The organism is Ramlibacter sp. (genome assembly GCF_036383835.1).
In the GTDB taxonomy this organism is placed as follows: domain Bacteria; phylum Pseudomonadota; class Gammaproteobacteria; order Burkholderiales; family Burkholderiaceae_C; genus Ramlibacter.
Genome location: NZ_DASVNN010000089.1, coordinates 35,123 through 52,846, shown reverse-complemented (window position 1 = coordinate 52,846; position 17,724 = coordinate 35,123). Strand labels below are relative to the sequence as shown.

Here is a 17,724-nt window from a genome sequence, read left to right as displayed (position 1 = left end):
GCCGGCAGGCAAGCTGCACGGCCGAACGGAATCGGTGCGACCACCGCAGCGGCCGCTAGTCCGCGCGGCTTAGCGCGAGGCGACGCGCTCGCCGAGGAAGATCTCGACGCGGCGATTGCGCGCGCGGCCCGCGTCGCTGGTGTTGTCGGCCACCGGCTCGTGCTCGCCGCGGCCCGCCACCACCACCTGGTTCGGGCTCACGCCGCGCGACACGAGATAGTTCTTGGTCGCCTGGGCGCGCTCCAGCGAGAGCCGGTTGTTCAGCTCGTCGCCGCCGGTGCTGTCGGTGTGGCCGATGATGCGCACCTCGGTGTTCGACTGCCCTGCCAGCCCGTTGGCGAACTGGTCGAGGATCGGCCGCATGTTCGACTTGATGTCCGCGCGGCCGGTGTCGAAGGACAGGTCGCCGGGCACGTTCAGCTTCAGCTGGTTGTCGGGCGTCTGCACCACGGCGACGCCGCTGCCCATGGTGGCGCGCTCCATGGCGACGCGCTTCTGCTCCATGTAGCGGGACCAGACGTAGCCGCCGGCCGCGCCGACGCCGGCGCCGATCAGCGCGCCCTTGGCGTCGTGGCCGATGGCCGCGCCGGCGAGCGCGCCGACGCCGGCGCCGATCGCCGTGTTGCGGGTGGTGGGCGACATGTTGCCCATGTTCATGTCGGCGCAGCCCGCCAGGACGGTGGCGGCGAGGGCGACGGACAGGGTGGCGTGTTGGATTTTCATGAGCTTTCTCCTTTGGTTTCGAAGCCCATGCATTGAAGTGCAGCGGAGCTCGCCTGCCCGTCGGACGAAGCCGACTCTTTAGCTTTGTTGCGACTGCTTACTCCACCGGCGTGGAGATGTTCTCGTGCGCGGCGACCACCCGGTCCAGCAAGGCGATCAGCTGCTCGCGCTCGCCGTCGTCCAGCGGTTCCAGGATGCGTTGCTGGACCTTGCCGACGGAGCGCTTCATGCGGCGCGCCGCGGCGGCGCCCTCCTCCGTCACCCACAGCAGCTTGCGGCGCCGGTCGTTGCCGGCGGGTTCGCGCCGCACCCAGCCGCGCGCTTCCAGCCGGGTGATGACGGAGCCGAAGGTGGCGGCATCGAAAGCGACCTTGCGCGCGAGCGTCACCTGGTCCTCGCCCGGATCCTCCAGCAGCGCGTTGAGGATCGCGAACTGCACCGGCGTCACCTCGAAGTCCGCCGTCTCTTCCATGAAGATCGCCACTGCCACCTGGTGCGCGCGCCGGATCAGGTGGCCCGGCGCATGCCGGAAATCGAAGCTCTTCGCCATGCGGGCCAGTGTAGCGGCGCACCCGCGCCTTGCGCCACGCCGAATTGATACGTATGCTTATCAATCTCCGAGCAGTTTTTTCCAGGAAATGACCCTCACCCTCATGGAACCCGCCCGGCAAGTGCCGGTGCACGGGGAATACGACGTCGTCGTGCTGGGCGGCGGCCCCGCCGGCATGGCCGCCGCCGTTGCCGCCGCGCGCAGCGGCCGCAAGACCCTGCTGGTGGAACGCTACGGCTTCCTCGGCGGCATGGGCACGGCCGCGGGCGTGACCAACTTCTGCGGCCTGCACGCCAACGTGCACGGCGAGATCCGCCAGGTGGTGCACGGCGTGGCCGACGGCCTGCTGGAACGCATCGCGCGGCTCGGGGGTCTCAACGCGCCGCATTCGCTGTTCGGCCACAAGATCGTCGCCCAGGCCTACGACACGGCGGCCTACAAGATCGCCGCCGACGACCTGCTGCTGTCCGCCGGGGCGGAGATCCTGTTCCATGCGCTCGCGGCCGGCGTGGCGATGGATTCGGCGCGGCGCGTGCAGGCGCTGCTGGTGGAAACCAAGTCCGGGCGGCGCGCCATCCTCGGCCGCGCCTTCATCGATGCGTCCGGCGACGGCGACCTCGCGGCCTGGGCCGGTGCGCCCTGGGACAAGGGCGACGGCCACGGCAACATGCTGTACCCCTCGACCATGTTCCGCCTCAACGACGTGGATCCGGAACGCGCCGGCAAGGCCTGGGAGGTGATCCCCAGGCTGATGGCGCAGGCGGAAGCCGAGGGCCGCTACCGGTTCCCGCGCAAGGGCGCGATCGTGCGGCCGCAGAAGAGCGGCATCGAGTGGCGCGTCAACCTGACGCAGCTGGCCAACCGCGACGGCAACGCCATGGACGGCACCGATGCGCAGGAACTCTCGGACGCCGAGGTGCTGGGCCGCCGGCAGATCGCCAGCGTCGCCGGCTTCCTGCGCGAAGTGCCCGGCTTCGAGCGCTGCTACGTGTCCGACATCGCGCCGCAGGTGGGCATCCGCGAAACCCGCCGCGTGCGTGGCCTCTACCAGCTCACCGAATCGGACGTGATCGATTGCGCGAGCTTCGACGACACCGTCGGCGTCAACGGCTGGCCGCTGGAGCTGCACCTGAAGGGCGACGTCGAATTCCGCTGGCCGAAGATCCCGGAGAGCCGCGGCTTCAACCAGCTGCCCTATCGCATGACGATCCCCCAAGGCCTGGACAACGTCTGGGTCGCGGGGCGCTGCGCCTCGATGTCGCACGAAGCGCAATCGGCCGCGCGCGTCACCGGCGCCTGCTTCGTCATGGGCGAGGCCGCGGGTGTCGCCGCGCACCTCGCGCTGCACGCTGGCGGCAGCGCCGCCGAAGTTTCCCTTCCCGACCTGCAGGCGCGCCTGGAAGACAATGGCGCGTACCTGGGCCGCACCTGGTGAGGAGTCCCGCATGAACGCCCCCCTGCCCACCGCGCAGCTGCGCCAGCAGCTGTACCGCGACATGGACCCGCACCACCTCACGCCGCTGTGGGAAGTGCTGCATGCCCTGGTGCCGCCGAAGCCGAACACGCCCTGCGTGCCGGCCTTCTGGAAGTACGACGAGGTGCGGCCCTACCTGATGCGCGCCGGCGAGGTGATCACCGCCGAAGAAGCGGTGCGCCGCGTCCTGATCCTCGAGAACCCGAAGCTGCGCGGGCAGTCGGCGATCACGCAGTCGCTCTACGCGGGCCTGCAATTGATCCTCCCGGGTGAAGTCGCGCCCAGCCACCGCCACACGCAAAGCGCGCTGCGCTTCATCGTCGAGGGTTCCGGCGCCTACACCGCGGTGGACGGCGAACGCACCACGATGAAGCCGGGCGACTTCATCATCACCCCGAGCTGGACCTGGCACGACCACGGCCACGAGTCCGACGGCCCGGTGGTGTGGCTCGATGGCCTCGACATCCCGATGATCCGCTTCTTCGATGCGGGCTTCGCCCAGAACGACACGAGCAAGTCGCAGCAGGTCACGCGCACCGAAGGCAGCAGCTTCACGCAGTACGGCCACAACATGGCGCCGGTGCGCTCCACCTCGCCCTACGGCAAGTCCTCGCCGATCTTCAGCTATCCCTACGAGCGCAGCCGCGAGGCGCTGGAACGGCTGGAACGCAGCGCGCCCGTCGACGCCTGGGACGGCGTGAAGCTGCGCTACGTGAACCCGCTCACCGGCGGCTGGCCGATGCCCACGATCGGCACCTTCCTGCAGAAACTGCCCGCGGGCTTCGACGGCCAGGGCTGGCGCCAGACCGACGGCGCCGTCTACAGCGTGGTGGAAGGCGAAGGCGAGGTGTCCATCTCGCGCGACGGCGGCGAGGAGGTGCGCTACGCCTTCGGACCCCGCGATCACTTCGTGGTGCCGTCGTGGCACACTGCCCGCCTCGCGTCCGCGAAGGGCTGCGTCCTGTTCAGTTTTTCCGACCGCCCCGTGCACGACGCGCTGGGCATCCACACCGAAGAAAGGTTGTCATGAGCTACGTTTTCCAACCCGCGCCCACGGTGGCCGTGCCCGTCGTCGGCCGCTCCGAGCGCTTCCCCGTTCGCCGCATCTACTGCGTGGGCCGCAACTACGTGGAGCACGCCAAGGAAATGGGCTTCACCGGCCGTGAAGCGCCCTTCTTCTTCTTCAAGCCGGCCGACGCCGCAGTGGTCGTGAACGCCGGCGAGACGGCGTCGATCCGCTATCCCAGCCTGACCAAGGACCTGCACCACGAGATCGAGCTGGTGGCCTGCATCGGCACGGGCGGCAAGAACATCAAGGCCGCCGACGCGAAGAAGCACATCTTCGGCTACGCCGTGGGCCTGGACATGACCCGCCGCGACCTGCAGGGCGAGCAGAAGAAGCTCGGCCGCCCCTGGGAGATCGGCAAGTCCTTCGAGGAGTCCGCCCCCATCGGCCCGATCACGCCCGCGGCGCAGGCCGGCGACGTCGAGAACGCGGAGATCTGGGTGCAGGTGAACGGCAAGGACCGCCAGCGCAGCAACGTCTCCAAGTTGATCTGGAACATCGGCGAGATCATCGAGCACATCTCCGCCGCCTGGGAGCTGGCGCCCGGCGACCTGATCTACACGGGCACGCCGGAAGGCGTGGCCGCCGTGGTGGCCGGCGACACGCTGCACGGCAGCGTGGGCGGCCTCACCGAGATCAAGGTGAAGGTCCAGGCGGCCTGACGCCGGCGGCCGCGCGCCCAGCGCGGCCGTTGGCCGATAATCGCGCATCCCGCGGGCGCCGCCGGCCGGCGCCACGCCGCCCCGCAAGCGAAGAACAACGAGGAGCAGCGTTTGCGCATCCTGGAACCCCTGGCCAAGTTCTGCGCCGCACTGGCCGGCCTGCTGCTGACAGGCATCACGCTCATGACCTGCGGCAGCCTGATCGGGCGCAACACCACCGGTGACTCCATCGTCGGCGCCTTCGAACTCACGGGGGTCGCGGCCGGCGCCGCGATCGCGCTGTTCATGCCCCTGTGCCAGGCCCGGCGCGGCAACATCATCGTCGACTTCTTCACCGCCGGCGCCAGCCCGCGCACCCAGTCCGCGCTGGACCGCTTCGGCGCCCTGCTGCTGGCACTGATCTTCGCCCTGCTCGCCTGGCGCACCACGCTCGGGGGCCTCAACAGCTACTCGTCCCACTCCGAGACCCAGATCATGGGCTTCCCGGAATGGGTGGTGTACGCCTTCATGGTGCCGGCCTTCGTGCTCGCCGGCCTGATCGCCCTGCACCAGGCGGTGTTCGGCTTCCACGTGGCCGAAGACGCGGAGAAGGCGATATGAGCCCGCTGATGCTGACAGCCCTGATCTTCGGCTCGATGCTGGTGCTGATGGCGATCCGCGTGCCGATCGCGGTCAGCATGTTCAGCGCCGGGGCCATCGGCTACGTCGCGCAGACCGGCTGGCTGCCGTTCGCCAATTTCCTCAACACGCAGGCCTTCGCGCGCTTCGCCAGCTACGACCTCTCCGTGATCCCGCTGTTCATCCTGATGGGGCACTTCGCCACCAAGGGCGGGATCAGCAAGGCGCTGTTCGAATTCGCGGCGGCCGTGATGGGCCGCTTCAAGGGCGGGCTGGCCATGGCATCGCTGCTCGCCTGCGCCGCCTTCGGCGCCATCAGCGGCTCCTCCGTCGCGACGGCGGCCACGATCACGAGCGTGGCGCTGCCCGAAATGCGCCGCCACGGCTACTCCGGCCGCATCGCCACCGGCACCCTCGCGGCCGGCGGCACGCTGGGCATCCAGCTGCCGCCCTCGATCGTGCTGGTGATCTACGCGATCCTGACCGAGCAGAACATCAGCAAGCTGTTCGCCGCGGCCGTCCTGCCCGGCATCATCGCCATGTTCGGCTACATGATCGCCGTCGGCGTCTACGTGCGCATGGTGCCCGGCCACGCACCGAACGTGGAGGAAGCACCCCCGCCCATGACGCTGCATGCAGTCCTCGGCGTGCTGCCGATCCTGGTGATCTTCCTGCTGGTGTTCGGCGGCATCTACGGCGGCTTCTTCACGCCCACCGAAGGCGCGGCCGTCGGCGCGGCCACCACCTTCCTCACCGCGCTGCTCAAGCGGGAGATGGACTTCGCCAGGCTGCGCGAGTGCTTCTACGGCACCGCCACGAGCGCGGCGATGATCTTCCTGATCTTCCTCGGCGCCGACCTGATGAACTCCGCGCTGGCGCTCACGCAGGTCCCCAACCAGCTGGCCGCGGTGGTGGCGGGCTGGGGCGTGTCGCCGCTGCTGGTGGTCGTGGCCATCCTGCTGTTCTACGTGCTGCTCGGCGCGGTGATGGACGAACTGTCCATGCTGCTGCTGACCATCCCGATCTTCTTCCCGATCGTCATGGGGCTGGACTTCGGCATGCCCAAGGAATCGGCGGCGATCTGGTTCGGCATCATGGTGCTGATGACGGTGGGCTTCGGCCTGATCGCGCCGCCCGTGGGACTGAACGTGTACATCGTGAACGGGCTGTCCCGGGACGTGTCCATGGGCGAGACCTACCGCGGCGTGATGCCCTTCCTCCTGAGCGACGTCATCCGCACCATGCTGTTCCTGTTCTTCCCCATCATTCCGCTCTGGCTGGTGGGCTTCATCCGTTGAGGGAAAGCCCCGTGGCGCCGCCCACCCGCGCGGCATAAGTTCATCCAACCCCCACGGAGAAGCAGAATGATCCACAGACGTACGCTCCTGAAGTCCACCGCCGCGGCGGCGCTGGGCGCGCCCGGCCTGAGCGGCCTCGCGCAGCAGGCCGTCACGCTCAAGTTCCATACCTTCATGGCGCCGCAGTCCAACGTGTGGCTGACCATGCACAAGGCCTGGATGGAGAAGGTCGAAAAGGATTCGGGCGGCCGCATCAAGTTCGAGGGGTATCCGGCCATGCAGCTGGGCGGGACGCCCGTGCAGCTGTACGACCAGGCCAAGGACGGCGTGGTCGACATCGTGTGGACGCTCCCGGGCAACACGGCGGGCCGCTTCCCCCGCATCGAGGTCTTCGAGCTGCCCTTCGTCATGAACAACGCGGAGGCGACCTCCAAGGCGTACTGGGAGTACGTGCAGACGGTCGCGCCCGACGAATTCAAGGACACGCAGGTGCTGGCGCTGCACGTGCACGGCCCGGGCATGTTCCACACCAAGGAGAGGCTGGTGAAGACGGCCGACGACCTGCGCGGCCTGAAGGTCCGCGGTCCCACCCGCCAGATCACCAAGATGCTCGGCTTCCTCGGCGCGACGCCGGTGGGCATGCCGCTGCCGCAGATCCCGGATGCGCTGTCCAAGGGCACCATCGACGGCTGCGTGATCCCGTGGGAGGTGGTCCCCTCGGTGAAGGTGCACGAGCTGACGAAGTTCCACAGCGAGTTCGATCCCGCCGGCGGCGCGCTCTACACCACCACCTTCGTGATGGCGATGAACAAGGCGAAGTACAACTCGCTCGCGCCCGACCTGAAGAAGGTGATCGACGCCAACTCGGGCCTGGCCACCTCGGCCTGGCTGGGCAAGGTGCAGCAGGGCAACGACGCGGTGGGCCGCAAGTTCGCCGTGGACCGCAAGAACACGATCCACACCATCTCCGCCGCGGACGCCCAGGAGTTCAAGCGCAAGGCGCGCCTGGTCGAAGTGGAATGGGTCGAGGACATGAACAAGCGCCACTTCGACGGCAAGAAGCTGCTCGAAACCGCGCGCGCCCTGATCGACAAGCACGGCAAGGGCACCGCTGCGGCGCCCGCCAGGAAGGCTTAAACTTCCGGCAGAACCCGCCGCAAGGGCTCCCTCGGGAGCCCTTGTTCTTGTCGTGAACCTGCGCAGCCCCATCAAGCATTGCCGCAACTGCGGCGCCGCCGTCGTCTACCGCCTGCCGGACGACGGCGATACGCACGAGCGCGCCGTCTGCCCTGCGTGCGACACCATCCACTACGAGAACCCGCTGAACGTGGTGGGCACGGTGCCCTGGCTCGGCGACCGCGTGCTGCTTTGCAAGCGCAACATCGAGCCGCGCTGGGGCAAGTGGACGCTGCCGGCGGGCTTCATGGAACTGGGCGAGACCACCGCCGAGGGTGCCGCCCGCGAGACGCACGAGGAGGCCGGGGCGCAGATCGAACTGGAAGGCCTGTTCACGGTCCTCAGCGTGCCGCGCGTGGGCCAGGTGCACCTGTTCTACCGCGCGCGGCTGCTGTCCGACGTGTTCGACCCCGGCTTCGAGACGATCGAGGCGCGCCTCTTCACCGAAGCCGAGATCCCCTGGGAGGAGATCGCCTTCCGCACGGTGAAGGAAACGCTGGAGCGCTTCTTCGCCGACCGCGCCCGCGGGCAGTTCGGCGTGCACGCGCTGGACATCGTCTAGGCCGCGCTCAGCGCGTCTGCTTGCTTTCTTCGCGCAGGCGCGCCTCCTCGCGGCGCTTCACGCACAGCGGATGGCTGCGCGCACCCGGCTTGTCGCAATGCTCGGCCAGGCACAGTTCCTTGGAGAGGAAGATCTTGTCGCGGCACTGCTCGACGGCCTGGTAGCTGCTGGGAGTGGCGGCCACCGGGGGCGGTACGGGCCGCGCGGGCTCGGGATCGGCCCGCACCGGCGCGGCAACGGCGGCGACCGGCCGCGGAGGCTCCGGCGCGGACGTGGCCGCGGAGTTCTTCGCAGTTGCCTTGGCCGGTGCGGGCTCGGCCTTCTTCGGCACGGGCGCGGGAGCCTGCGTGTGCGCGGCCTTGCCGTTTGCAGCCGGAGTCGCGGCGGGCGCGGCGGCCGTCACCGCGGGTGCCGCGGGCGCATCGGCCGGGGCAGGCGGCGCCGCGTTGGAAGGATAGTCCGCGGCTGCGGCGGCCACCGCCGTCGCGGGCGCGCCGGCGCCCTGCGCGACCTGCTTGTCGCCGCGCGCCAGCATGAAGGCCAGGACGCCCGCCAGCGCGAGCACGCCGATGCCGGCCAGTGCCGCCACGGGCCGCTTCTTGCGGGCCGGCGCGGGCGGCACGCTCGTGTCGTCGTCCTCTTCGGGCACGCTGCGCACCGCGGGCGCGGCGGCAGGCGCGGCGGCGCGTGCCGCCACGGCAGCAGGCTGCGGGCGCACGAGTGCCTGGTCGCCCGAAGCCGCCGCGAGGGGCTGCGTGGCCGTGAAGTCCGTGTCCGTTCTGCCCGCAGCGGCGCCGGACGGGCTCGCCGTGGGTGGCAGCGGGAGGCGCGTGTACTCCTCCTGCACCCACTTGCCGGGACGCAGGACCGACGCTTCACCCGCGGCGATCGGGCGCGACGTGTCGGTGCGCAGGCGGGTGGCTTCGTCGTCGGGCGCTTGCGTGGACGGGAACTGGGTCGCGGCGAACACGCTGCCGGAGGTTCCCGGCTGGCTGCCGCCGATCGCCGTGGCTTCGCCGCCGGCCAGCTTGCGCAGGCGGCGCCGGGCGAGATCCGCGTAGATGCCGGCGGGGAACTTCTCCAGGAAGACCCGCAGGTCCTCCGGATCGCCGGAGTCCTTGACGTCCTTCCAGTAGACCAGTTCCAGCTCCTGCGTCACGGAGCTGGGGCTGGTGGGCAGGCTGCCGGGCACGCTGCCGGGAATGCTGCCCGGGGCCGTGAGCGGCCGCGAGCCGTTCTCGAGCCGCTTGTTCGGATTGAGCGGCGGCACCACCGTCTGGTCCTCGGCGCGGCGGATCGCCGCCTGCAGCGCGACGGCGAAGTCGCGCGCCGTGGCGAAGCGCTCGTCCCGCGTCTTGGCCAGCGCGCGCGCCACCACCGCATCGAGCGCCGCCGGCAGCCGCGGGTTCACCGAGCTGGGCGCCGGCGGATGGTGGCCGATGATCTGGTGGATGATGGAGAAGTCGTTGTCGCCGTCGAAGGGGCGCTTGTCCGTCAGCAGCTGGTACAGCACCACGCCCACCGAGAACAGGTCCGCGCGCGAGTCGATCTTCTGCCCCTGCACCTGTTCCGGCGCCATGTACTTGAGCGTGCCGACCATGCTGCCCTGCGTGCGCGTGGCCTCGCCGGAGTCCTGGATGCGCGCGACGCCGAAGTCGGTGAGCTTCACGCGGCCGCCGGGCTCGAGCAGCAGGTTGGCCGGCTTGATGTCGCGATGCACGATGCCCTGCTTGTGCGCGTAGTCCAGCGCGCTGAGCAGGTCGCGGATGATCTTCAGCGACTGCTCCAGCGAATAGCGGGTGCCGCGATCGAGGTGGTGCTTGAGGTCGTCGCCCTGGATGTACTCCATGACGAGGAAGGCGACGTCGCCGTCCCGGTCGGAGTCGTAGACGCTGACGATGTTGGGATGCTGCAGGCGCGCGGCGGAACGCGCCTCGGTGCGGAAGCGGTGTTCGTATTCGGCCGCCGCTTCCTCGGACAGGTTCTCGACCTTGACGGTCTTGATGGCGACGCGCCGATCGAGGTTCGGATCCCGGCCCTCGTAGACCACGCCCATGGCTCCCTTGCCGAGGACCCGGAGAACTTCGTACCGTCCCAGCTTTTTGAGAGTCACTTCAGTCGTCGCGCCAAGCGAAACAGATGGAAACGCATTCTAGCCCGCGCCCCGCCCTCAAGGCCGAGTTCCTCAGGGGCCCGCCCGGCCCGTTGTGTTGCGTTTCGCACGCATCAGAGCGCGGGCATACGCCACCGGGAAGTGCCGGGCCAGCAATTCCTGGATCCAGGCGGATTCGGCGATCCGGCGCTCCCCGTAATCCTTGGCGAAGGCGTCCCAGGCGCGCGCGGATTCGAAGATGCGGGCACCGCCACCGAGCAGGCGCTGCTTGAGCGCCTCGGGGTCGAATTCCCGCACCACGGCTTCCACGGTGTCCTGCAACGCCCCGGCCATGGTTTCCTCGTGCGTCGTGAGTTCCGCCACGAGCTGCGCGACCGCGCGATCCGGCGGCATGAAGCCGGCCGCGGCGGCCTGGCCGCCGAACAGGTAGTACAGCTTGTCCTCCAGGGGCATGTCAAGCCGCAGCGCGTTCGCCTCGCGCGGCTGCGCCTGCGTGGGCTCCTCGGGGCCCGCCTTCTGCCGGCTCGCGGCGGCCGCCTGCACGGCCTGCAGCAGGCCCTGCAGGGCGATGCGCGTGAGCCGGCCGATGGTCTCCATCTCGCCCTGCGTCAGCGCCTTGCGGGCCGAAGCTTCGAGCCCCAGGCCGGCGAGGAAAGGCTGCAGGTCCTCGGCCGGCGCCAGGGCGTCGGCATGCATGCTGCCGCCCGGCGAACCCGGCCCGAAGGTGCTGTGGAAGCCCCAGTCGCCGAAAGGATCGTCCTCGGGCGGCAGGCCGGGCACCGTCTCGGCGCCGGGCCCCATCTCGGCGGCCTGCTTCTGGAACTCGGCCCAGGGGTCCGGCTCCGGCAGGCCGGTGCGCGTGGGCTCCATCACCGTCACGTCGATGCGGAACGCCGACAGCACCAGTGCGTCGCCGGCGTCCAGCACGCCGCGCGTGCCCGGGGGCAACTCGCCGGTCGCGGTGTCGACGCCGTTGACCACCGACAGCACGTGGAAGTGCAGCTGGTCGCCGTGGTTCCACACGCTCAGGTGGCGGCGGGAGATGTTGCGTTCGGGGTCGGGCAGGCAGATGCTGCAATCGGCGTCGCGCCCGAGGACCAGGGGCGGGTCGCCGGGCTCCAGCCGCCGGGTGACGTCCAGCCCGGGGCCGGCGACATGCAGTTCCAGGGCCACGCTCAGCCGACGGAGAAGGTCGCGACCGGGGCGGCTTCGGAGTTGCGGTCGCAACCCAGCGCGATCTGGCCCTGCCCCACGAGGTAGCACTCGGTCCGGCGCAGGACCACGGGCTCGAGCTGGTTGCCGAAGTAGACCCAGGTGCCGAAGCTGGAGGCGTCGCTCAGCACGAAGTGCCCGCCGCGCCACTCGATGGTGGCATGCAGGCGCGAGACGCGCGAATCGTTCAACGGCAGGTCGGCCGTCGCCGAGCGGCCCAGCGTGATCGCCTCGCCGCGCGGCTGCAGCGTGCAGCTCTGGTCGCCGATGCGCACGGCGAGCCGCGCCTCGGAGGCCTCGGCGAACATGGACACGCCCATGACGGTGGCTTCCGCATCGCGGTCCGGCTGCCATTCGACGCGGAACACCTCGGTGACTTCGGCCTTGCCGCGCAGGTACATGGGTCCCAGGCTGCGCAGCTTGCCCTGTTGCGGCGGCAGCAGGGCGTCGCGCACCCGCTGCGAAGTGAGGATCTGGTCGGCGCCCGCCAGGTCCGCCAGGCGGGCGGCGCTGTTGACGGCGTCGCCGTAGCAATCGCCCTGGATCTCGACGACTTCGCCGGATTCGATGCCCATCTGCATCTGCACGGGACGGCCGGTGCCGCCGGGGCGCACGGGCTTCTGCAGAAGGCGTTCCTGGATGGCGATGCAGGCGGTGAGCGCCTGGGATTCGTCGTTGAAGACGACGAACAGGCCGTCGCCGAGCAGCTTCACCACCCGGCCCTTGTGCTGTTCGAAGATCTTGGCCAGTGCCGTCGTCAACTGGGTGACGAAGCGCCCGGCGGTCTCGTCCCCGAGCCGCTCGAAGATGCCGGTGCTCCCTACCAGATCAGCGAAAACAACGGACGCCATGCGCGGCCATTATGCCCGTACCACTCCGGGAACCCCAGCAATGAGAAAGCCGGTTGGCCTTTCGGTCCAACCGGCTGTTGTTTGTTGGTCGGCGTGGCGGGATTCGAACTCGCGACCCCTTGCACCCCATGCAAGTGCGCTACCAGGCTGCGCTACACGCCGAAGCCCTCGATTATAGCCGGTACTTTCACCCGGAAAAATCGGGAGTCGAATTTTCTCAGTGGATGGAGCTGAGGAGATCGCGGATTTCGAACAGCTCGCGCCGCAGGAGCTGCAGCTTCTGCGTGATCGCGTCGCGCTCGTCCGGCGGCGCATCCTCGAACTGGCTCTCGCCGAAGGTGGATTCCTCCACTTCGATCATCTCGTCGACGCCATCGAGCATCACCTCGCCGGCGCGGCGCTTGTCGCGTTCGACCTGCACGATCTCCTGCAGCTTGTTGCGCGCGCCGCTGATGGTGAAGCCCTGGTCGTACAGCAGGTCGCGGATGCGGCGGATCATCAGCACCTCGTGGTGCTGGTAATAGCGGCGGTTGCCGCGCCGCTTCATGGGCCGCAGCTGCGTGAACTCCTGCTCCCAATACCGGAGCACGTGCGGCTTGACGCCGCACAGCTCGCTCACCTCACCGATGGTGAAGTAGCGCTTGGCTGGGATTGCCGGGAGGCCTTTCTCCATTGAAATCAATCTACTAGGAGAGAAAGCTTCGAGGTTACTCTAAGACCGCCCGGCTGCAAAGCGGGTCGCAACCGGCGGTGTTGCGCCGCCGCGCTTTTCGGTTCTTTTCGGTTGAGCGTCGGGCGTTGGGGGTCGAGCGGTAGCCCGGCAGCCGCTCAACGCTCTTCGATCAACGCCGAACCGGCTTCCTGGCCGTTGCCCTGGATCTGTTCCTTGAGCTTGTGGCTGGCGTGGAAGGTGACGACGCGGCGCGCCTCGATCGGGATCGCCTCGCCGGTGCGCGGATTGCGTCCGGGGCGCGGCGCCTTGGTGCGGATCTGGAAGTTGCCGAAGCCGGAGATCTTGACGTCCTTGCCCTCGACGAGGCTGGCGGAGATCAGGTCGAAGAAGGCGTCGATCATGTCCTTGGACTCGCGCTTGTTCAGCCCGATCTGCTCGAACAGCAGTTCCGCGAGCTGCGCCTTGGTCAACGCCGGCGTCTCCAGGCTCTCGACGGCAAACTCCATGATGTCCTCTCGCGGCAGCGCGCTTGTCGTTGTCAGGTCCGCCATGCTCAGCCCCTCAGGCGGCCGCCCAGTTGCGCGGAGATCCTCTCCACCACCGCGCGCACGGCCGATTCGATCTGGTCGTCGGTCAGTGTGGCGTCGGGGCGCGCGAGCGTCAAGCGCACGGCCAGGCTCTTCTCGTTCATCGCCAGACCGGCGGTCGCCTGCTGCGGCTTGTACACGTCGAACAGCAACGCATCGCGCAGCAGCCCGCCGGTGTCGGCACCGCGGATCGCGGCCATCAGCTGGCCGTGCGTGACCTTCTCGTCGACGATCACCGCGATGTCGCGTTCGGCCGGCTGGAAGCGCGGCACGGGTTCGAATTGCGGCACCTGGCGCGCCGTCACGGCGTCGAGATCCAGCTCGAACAGCAGCGGCGTATGCGGCAGTTCCCACTGCTGGCGCCAGCGCGGATGCAGTTCGCCGACGAAGCCGGCTTCCCGGCCGTCGATGCGGATGGATGCGCAGCGCCCCGGATGCATGGCGGGATGCGCGCCGGGCGCGAACTCCGCCTGCAGCGGCGCAAGCAGCGCCTGCACGTCGCCCTTCATGTCGTAGAAATCCACGTTCTGCGGCTTGCGGGCCCATTGCAGGCCTTCGGGCGCGCCATAGGCGAGGCCGGCGACCTTCATCGGCTGGCGCACGCCGCGCACGGTGGTGTCGGTGGTCTGCACGGCGTCGTCGCGCACGAACACGCGCCCCAGCTCGAACACGCGCACGCGCTCGGCCTTGCGATCGAGGTTGTGCTTCAGCACCTGCAGCAGCGAGCCGACCAGCGAGGAGCGCATCACGCTCATCTGGCTGGCGATCGGGTTCAGCAGCCGGATCGGGTTCGGGTTGCCGGCGAGTTCCTTCTCCCAGTGCTCCTCGACGAAACTGAAGTTGATCGTCTCCTGGTAGCCCTGGGCGGCCAGCAGGCGGCGCACCGCGAAGCGGCTGCGGCGGTTCTCCGCCGGCAGCTTGGCCGTGATCGGCGCGAGCGGCGGCGTGGTCGGCAGCTGGTTGTAGCCGATGACGCGCACCACTTCCTCGATCAGGTCCTCCTCGATCGCGAGGTCGAAGCGGTACGGCGGCGGCGTGACGGTGATGACACCGCCCGCGGCCTGCGCCGGCAGGTGCAGGCGCCGGAAGGCGTCCAGGCACTGCTGCTCGCTCACCGGCATGCCGATCACCTTGGCGGCGCGCGCGACGCGCAACTGGACCGGCTTGCGCTCGGGCAGCTTCGCGACCTGGTCGTCCATCGGGCCGGGCTCGCCGCCGCAGATGTCCAGGATCAGGCGGGTGATGTAGTCGATGTGTTCGACGGTCTGGCTCGGGTCGACGCCGCGCTCGAAGCGGTGGCCCGCGTCGGTGGAGAAGTTGAAGCGGCGGGACCGGCCCTGCACCGCTTCCGGCCACCAGAAGGCGGCCTCGACGTAGACGTTCCTCGTGTCGTCGGACACCGCGGTGGCGTCGCCGCCCATGATGCCGGCGAGCGATTCGACTTCCCTGTCGTCGGCGATCACGCCGACCTTTTCGTCCACCTCGATCGTGTTGCCGTTCAGGAGCTTGAGCTGCTCGCCCTTGCGGCCCCAGCGCACGTCCAGCGCGCCGTGGATCCTGTCCTGGTCGAAGATGTGCGAAGGCCGGCCGAACTCGAACATCACGTAGTTGGAGATGTCCACCAGCGCGGTGACGCTGCGCTGGCCGCAGCCGGCCAGGCGCTCCACCATCCACTGCGGCGTCTTCGCCTTCGTGTCCACGTTGCGGATCACGCGGCCGGAGAAGCGGCCGCAGAGATCGGGCGCGCTCAACTTCACCTTCAGCTTCTGGTCGTGCGTCGCCTGCACCGGCGCGATCTTCGGCTCGGCCAGCGGCGCACCCGTGAGCGCCGACAGCTCGCGCGCGACGCCGTATACCGACAGTGCATGCGCGAGGTTGGGCGTGAGCTTCAGCGTGAAGACGTGGTCGTCGAGGTTCAGCACCTCGCGGATGTTCTTGCCGACCGGCGTGGACGCATCCAGCTCCAGCAGGCCGCCGTGGTCCTCGCTCAGCTTCAGTTCGCGCGCCGAGCACAGCATGCCCTGGCTCTCGACGCCGCGCAGCTTGCCCAGCTTGATCGCGAAGGGCTTGCCGTCCTCGCCCGGGGGCAGCTCGGCCCCGACCAGGGCCGTCGGCACCTTGATGCCGACGCGGGCGTTGGGCGCGCCGCACACGATGTTCAGGAGAGCGCCCTGCCCCACGTCCACCTGGCACACGCGCAGGCGGTCGGCGTTGGGATGCTGCACGGCTTCCTTGATCTCGCCCACGACCACCTGGCTGAAGGGCGGCGCGATGGGGCGGAGCTCCTCCACCTCCATGCCGCCCATGGTGAGCACGTCGGCGATCTGTTGCGTGGTCAGCGGCGGGTTGCAGTACGCGCGCAGCCAGGACTCGGGGAATTGCATGTGGTCTCGAACGGAAATCGTTAGCGGAACTGGCGCAGGAAGCGGATGTCGCCTTCGAAGAACAGGCGCAGGTCGTTCACGCCGTAGCGCAGCATGGTCAGGCGGTCGGGGCCCATGCCGAAGGCGAAGCCGATGTGCTTCTCGGGGTCCAGGCCCATGTTGCGCACCACCGCCGGGTGCACCTGTCCGGAGCCGGCCACTTCCAGCCAGCGGCCGGCCAGCGGCCCGCCCTGGAACTGGATGTCGATCTCGGCGGAAGGCTCCGTGAAGGGGAAGAAGCTCGGGCGGAAGCGCAGCGCGAGGTCGTCGCTCTCGAAGAAGGTGCGGCAGAAGTCCGTGAACACGACCTTCAGGTCCTTGAAGCTCACGTTCTCGCCCAGCCAGAGGCCTTCGCACTGGTGGAACATCGGCGAGTGCGTCGCATCGCTGTCCACGCGGTAGGTGCGGCCGGGCGCGATCACGCGGATCTCCGGCAGCGGCTCGCCGCGCTTCACGGCGTCCGCGTAGCGCTTGATGTGCTGGTGGGCGAAGCGCACCTGCATCGGGCTGGTGTGCGGCCGCAGGTTGTAGGGGATGCCGTCGTCGCCGTCGATGTCCACGTAGAACGTGTCCTGCATCGAGCGCGCGGGATGGTTCGGCGGGTTGTTCAGCGAAGTGAAGCTGTGCCAGTCGCTCTCGACTTCCGGGCCGTCGGCCACGTCGAAGCCCATGCTGGCGAAGATCTGTTCGATGCGCTCCAGGGTGAGCGACACCGGGTGCAGGCCGCCCGGCTCGCGCACGCGTCCCGGCAGCGAGACGTCCAGCGCCTCGGCTTTCAGCTGCGCTTCCAGTTCGGCGCCGGCCAGGGCCTGGCGGCGCTCGTTCAGGGCCACCTCGATCGCCTGCTTGGCCTGGTTGATCGCCGCGCCGCGCGTCTTCTTCTCCTCCACGGAGAGCGCGGCCAGCCCCTTCATCAGCTCGGTGATGCGGCCGGACTTGCCGGTGTACTGCGCCTTGGCGTTCTCGAGGTCCGCGGGCGTGGCGGCGCGCGCGAAAGCTTCACGGGCGCCGGCGACGATCGAGTCGAATTCTTGGTTCATGGAGAGAAAAAAACAGGGCTAGCGCCTTTCAGCCCTAGCCCTGTCCTTATGGGTTGCACCGGATGCGGCCCGAAGGCCGCATCACCGCGAAACTCAGGCAGCCAGCTTGGCCTTGACCTGGTTCACGATGCCGGTAAACGCCGCCGGATCGTGCACGGCGATATCGGCGAGGACCTTGCGGTCGATGTCGATGCCGGCCTTGCGGATGCCGTTGGCGAACTGGCTGTAGGTCAGGCCGTTGGAACGCGCTGCGGCGTTGATACGGGCGATCCACAGTTGGCGGAAGACGCGCTTCTTGGTACGACGGTCACGGTAGGCGTACTGGCCCGCCTTCATCACCGCTTCCTTGGCAATGCGGAAGACATTGCCGCGGCGGCCGCGGAAACCCTTGGCGAGGGCGAGGACCTTCTTGTGACGGGCGCGAGCCGTTACACCACGTTTGACGCGAGGCATGTGTGTTCTCCTTGTCTCGGTGGTTTACAGGCCGGCGAACGGCAGCATCTGCGCCATGTGACCCATGTTGGTCTCATGCACAGCGACTGCACCACGCAGGTGGCGCTTGTTCTTGGTGGTCTTCTTGGTCAGGATGTGACGCTTGAAGGCTTGGCCGCGCTTGACGGTCCCGCCGGGACGCACGCGGAAGCGCTTCTTCGCGCCGCTCTTGGTCTTCATCTTGGGCATGTACATGCTCCTTCT

Annotated in this window: 18 protein-coding genes and 1 tRNA gene; 7 read left to right on the top strand and 12 right to left on the bottom strand. The window is 68.9% G+C overall.

What is annotated here, in order from left to right; translation table 11 throughout:
• Window positions 1–69: 69 nt before the first annotated feature.
• Complete coding sequence (locus VF522_RS14555; protein ID WP_330909002.1) at window positions 70–723, bottom strand: OmpA family protein; 654 nt, start codon at window positions 721–723, stop codon at window positions 70–72.
• A 97-nt stretch (window positions 724–820) separates the two neighbouring features.
• Complete coding sequence (locus tag VF522_RS14550; protein WP_330909001.1) at window positions 821–1,273, bottom strand: MarR family winged helix-turn-helix transcriptional regulator; 453 nt, start codon at window positions 1,271–1,273, stop codon at window positions 821–823.
• A gap of 88 nt (window positions 1,274–1,361) precedes the next feature.
• Between VF522_RS14550 and VF522_RS14545 the strand changes: the two genes are divergently transcribed.
• The 7 genes from VF522_RS14545 to VF522_RS14515 all read left to right on the top strand — a co-directional run bounded on the left by VF522_RS14545 (window position 1,362) and on the right by VF522_RS14515 (window position 8,129).
• Window positions 1,362–2,708, top strand: coding sequence for an FAD-dependent oxidoreductase (locus tag VF522_RS14545; RefSeq protein ID WP_330909000.1), 1,347 nt, complete (start codon window positions 1,362–1,364; stop codon window positions 2,706–2,708).
• Between the two features lie 10 nt (window positions 2,709–2,718).
• Window positions 2,719–3,777 (top strand): gentisate 1,2-dioxygenase, encoded by a 1,059-nt coding sequence (gene gtdA / locus VF522_RS14540; RefSeq protein ID WP_330908999.1) that lies wholly within the window; start codon window positions 2,719–2,721, stop codon window positions 3,775–3,777.
• Window positions 3,774–4,475 (top strand): fumarylacetoacetate hydrolase family protein, encoded by a 702-nt coding sequence (locus tag VF522_RS14535; RefSeq protein WP_330908998.1) that lies wholly within the window; start codon window positions 3,774–3,776, stop codon window positions 4,473–4,475. The genes gtdA and VF522_RS14535 overlap by 4 nt, the downstream gene beginning before the upstream one ends.
• A gap of 111 nt (window positions 4,476–4,586) precedes the next feature.
• Window positions 4,587–5,075 carry a TRAP transporter small permease gene (locus tag VF522_RS14530; protein WP_330908997.1) on the top strand — a complete coding sequence of 163 codons (489 nt, stop codon included), beginning with the start codon at window positions 4,587–4,589 and terminating at the stop codon, window positions 5,073–5,075.
• A complete protein-coding gene (locus tag VF522_RS14525) occupies window positions 5,072–6,391 on the top strand; it encodes a TRAP transporter large permease (RefSeq protein ID WP_330908996.1) in 1,320 nt (439 codons plus the stop codon). The genes VF522_RS14530 and VF522_RS14525 overlap by 4 nt, the downstream gene beginning before the upstream one ends.
• A 66-nt stretch (window positions 6,392–6,457) precedes the next feature.
• Window positions 6,458–7,528: a TRAP transporter substrate-binding protein gene (locus tag VF522_RS14520; protein WP_330908995.1), complete on the top strand. Its 1,071-nt coding sequence runs from the start codon at window positions 6,458–6,460 to the stop codon at window positions 7,526–7,528.
• A 52-nt stretch (window positions 7,529–7,580) separates the two neighbouring features.
• The gene (locus VF522_RS14515; RefSeq protein ID WP_330908994.1) at window positions 7,581–8,129 is read left to right on the top strand and encodes an NUDIX hydrolase; all 549 of its coding nucleotides are present in this window, start codon (window positions 7,581–7,583) and stop codon (window positions 8,127–8,129) included.
• Window positions 8,130–8,136: 7 nt separating this feature from the next.
• On the opposite strand, the gene VF522_RS14510 is transcribed toward VF522_RS14515, so the two are convergent.
• The 10 genes from VF522_RS14510 to rpmI form a co-directional block, all read right to left on the bottom strand.
• On the bottom strand, window positions 8,137–10,242 hold the full coding sequence (locus VF522_RS14510; protein ID WP_330908993.1) for a serine/threonine-protein kinase: 2,106 nt from the start codon (window positions 10,240–10,242) through the stop codon (window positions 8,137–8,139).
• Between the two features lie 72 nt (window positions 10,243–10,314).
• A complete protein-coding gene (locus VF522_RS14505; protein ID WP_330908992.1) occupies window positions 10,315–11,415 on the bottom strand; it encodes a type VI secretion system-associated FHA domain protein in 1,101 nt (366 codons plus the stop codon).
• A gap of 2 nt (window positions 11,416–11,417) precedes the next feature.
• Window positions 11,418–12,305: an adenylate/guanylate cyclase domain-containing protein gene (locus tag VF522_RS14500; RefSeq protein ID WP_330908991.1), complete on the bottom strand. Its 888-nt coding sequence runs from the start codon at window positions 12,303–12,305 to the stop codon at window positions 11,418–11,420.
• A gap of 85 nt (window positions 12,306–12,390) precedes the next feature.
• A tRNA-Pro gene (locus VF522_RS14495) sits at window positions 12,391–12,467 on the bottom strand.
• A 55-nt stretch (window positions 12,468–12,522) separates the two neighbouring features.
• The gene (locus VF522_RS14490) at window positions 12,523–12,978 is read right to left on the bottom strand and encodes a MerR family transcriptional regulator (RefSeq protein WP_330908990.1); all 456 of its coding nucleotides are present in this window, start codon (window positions 12,976–12,978) and stop codon (window positions 12,523–12,525) included.
• Window positions 12,979–13,133: 155 nt separating this feature from the next.
• Window positions 13,134–13,484, bottom strand: a complete 351-nt coding sequence (locus VF522_RS14485) for an integration host factor subunit alpha (RefSeq protein WP_330908989.1) — start codon at window positions 13,482–13,484, stop codon at window positions 13,134–13,136.
• Window positions 13,485–13,531: 47 nt separating this feature from the next.
• A complete protein-coding gene (gene pheT, locus VF522_RS14480; RefSeq protein ID WP_330908988.1) occupies window positions 13,532–15,949 on the bottom strand; it encodes a phenylalanine--tRNA ligase subunit beta in 2,418 nt (805 codons plus the stop codon).
• Window positions 15,950–15,969: 20 nt separating this feature from the next.
• Window positions 15,970–17,028, bottom strand: a complete 1,059-nt coding sequence (gene pheS, locus VF522_RS14475) for a phenylalanine--tRNA ligase subunit alpha (RefSeq protein WP_330908987.1) — start codon at window positions 17,026–17,028, stop codon at window positions 15,970–15,972.
• Between the two features lie 93 nt (window positions 17,029–17,121).
• Window positions 17,122–17,481 (bottom strand): 50S ribosomal protein L20, encoded by a 360-nt coding sequence (gene rplT / locus VF522_RS14470; RefSeq protein ID WP_330908986.1) that lies wholly within the window; start codon window positions 17,479–17,481, stop codon window positions 17,122–17,124.
• Between the two features lie 24 nt (window positions 17,482–17,505).
• Window positions 17,506–17,709 (bottom strand): 50S ribosomal protein L35, encoded by a 204-nt coding sequence (gene rpmI / locus VF522_RS14465; RefSeq protein ID WP_013901101.1) that lies wholly within the window; start codon window positions 17,707–17,709, stop codon window positions 17,506–17,508.
• Window positions 17,710–17,724 lie beyond the last annotated feature (15 nt).

Excerpts from the sequence above, each read along its gene's own strand:
- VF522_RS14555 (WP_330909002.1), bottom strand. The coding sequence starts at position 723 with ATGAAAATCCAACACGCCACCCTGTCCGTCGCCCTCGCCGCCACCGTC.
- VF522_RS14550 (WP_330909001.1), bottom strand. The coding sequence starts at position 1,273 with ATGGCGAAGAGCTTCGATTTCCGGCATGCGCCGGGCCACCTGATCCGG.
- VF522_RS14545 (WP_330909000.1), top strand. The coding sequence starts at position 1,362 with ATGACCCTCACCCTCATGGAACCCGCCCGGCAAGTGCCGGTGCACGGG.
- gtdA (WP_330908999.1), top strand. The coding sequence starts at position 2,719 with ATGAACGCCCCCCTGCCCACCGCGCAGCTGCGCCAGCAGCTGTACCGC.
- VF522_RS14535 (WP_330908998.1), top strand. The coding sequence starts at position 3,774 with ATGAGCTACGTTTTCCAACCCGCGCCCACGGTGGCCGTGCCCGTCGTC.
- VF522_RS14525 (WP_330908996.1), top strand. The coding sequence starts at position 5,072 with ATGAGCCCGCTGATGCTGACAGCCCTGATCTTCGGCTCGATGCTGGTG.
- VF522_RS14520 (WP_330908995.1), top strand. The coding sequence starts at position 6,458 with ATGATCCACAGACGTACGCTCCTGAAGTCCACCGCCGCGGCGGCGCTG.
- VF522_RS14500 (WP_330908991.1), bottom strand. The coding sequence starts at position 12,305 with ATGGCGTCCGTTGTTTTCGCTGATCTGGTAGGGAGCACCGGCATCTTC.
- VF522_RS14490 (WP_330908990.1), bottom strand. The coding sequence starts at position 12,978 with ATGGAGAAAGGCCTCCCGGCAATCCCAGCCAAGCGCTACTTCACCATC.
- VF522_RS14485 (WP_330908989.1), bottom strand. The coding sequence starts at position 13,484 with ATGGAGTTTGCCGTCGAGAGCCTGGAGACGCCGGCGTTGACCAAGGCG.
- pheT (WP_330908988.1), bottom strand. The coding sequence starts at position 15,949 with ATGCAATTCCCCGAGTCCTGGCTGCGCGCGTACTGCAACCCGCCGCTG.
- pheS (WP_330908987.1), bottom strand. The coding sequence starts at position 17,028 with ATGAACCAAGAATTCGACTCGATCGTCGCCGGCGCCCGTGAAGCTTTC.
- rplT (WP_330908986.1), bottom strand. The coding sequence starts at position 17,481 with ATGCCTCGCGTCAAACGTGGTGTAACGGCTCGCGCCCGTCACAAGAAG.
- rpmI (WP_013901101.1), bottom strand. The coding sequence starts at position 17,709 with ATGCCCAAGATGAAGACCAAGAGCGGCGCGAAGAAGCGCTTCCGCGTG.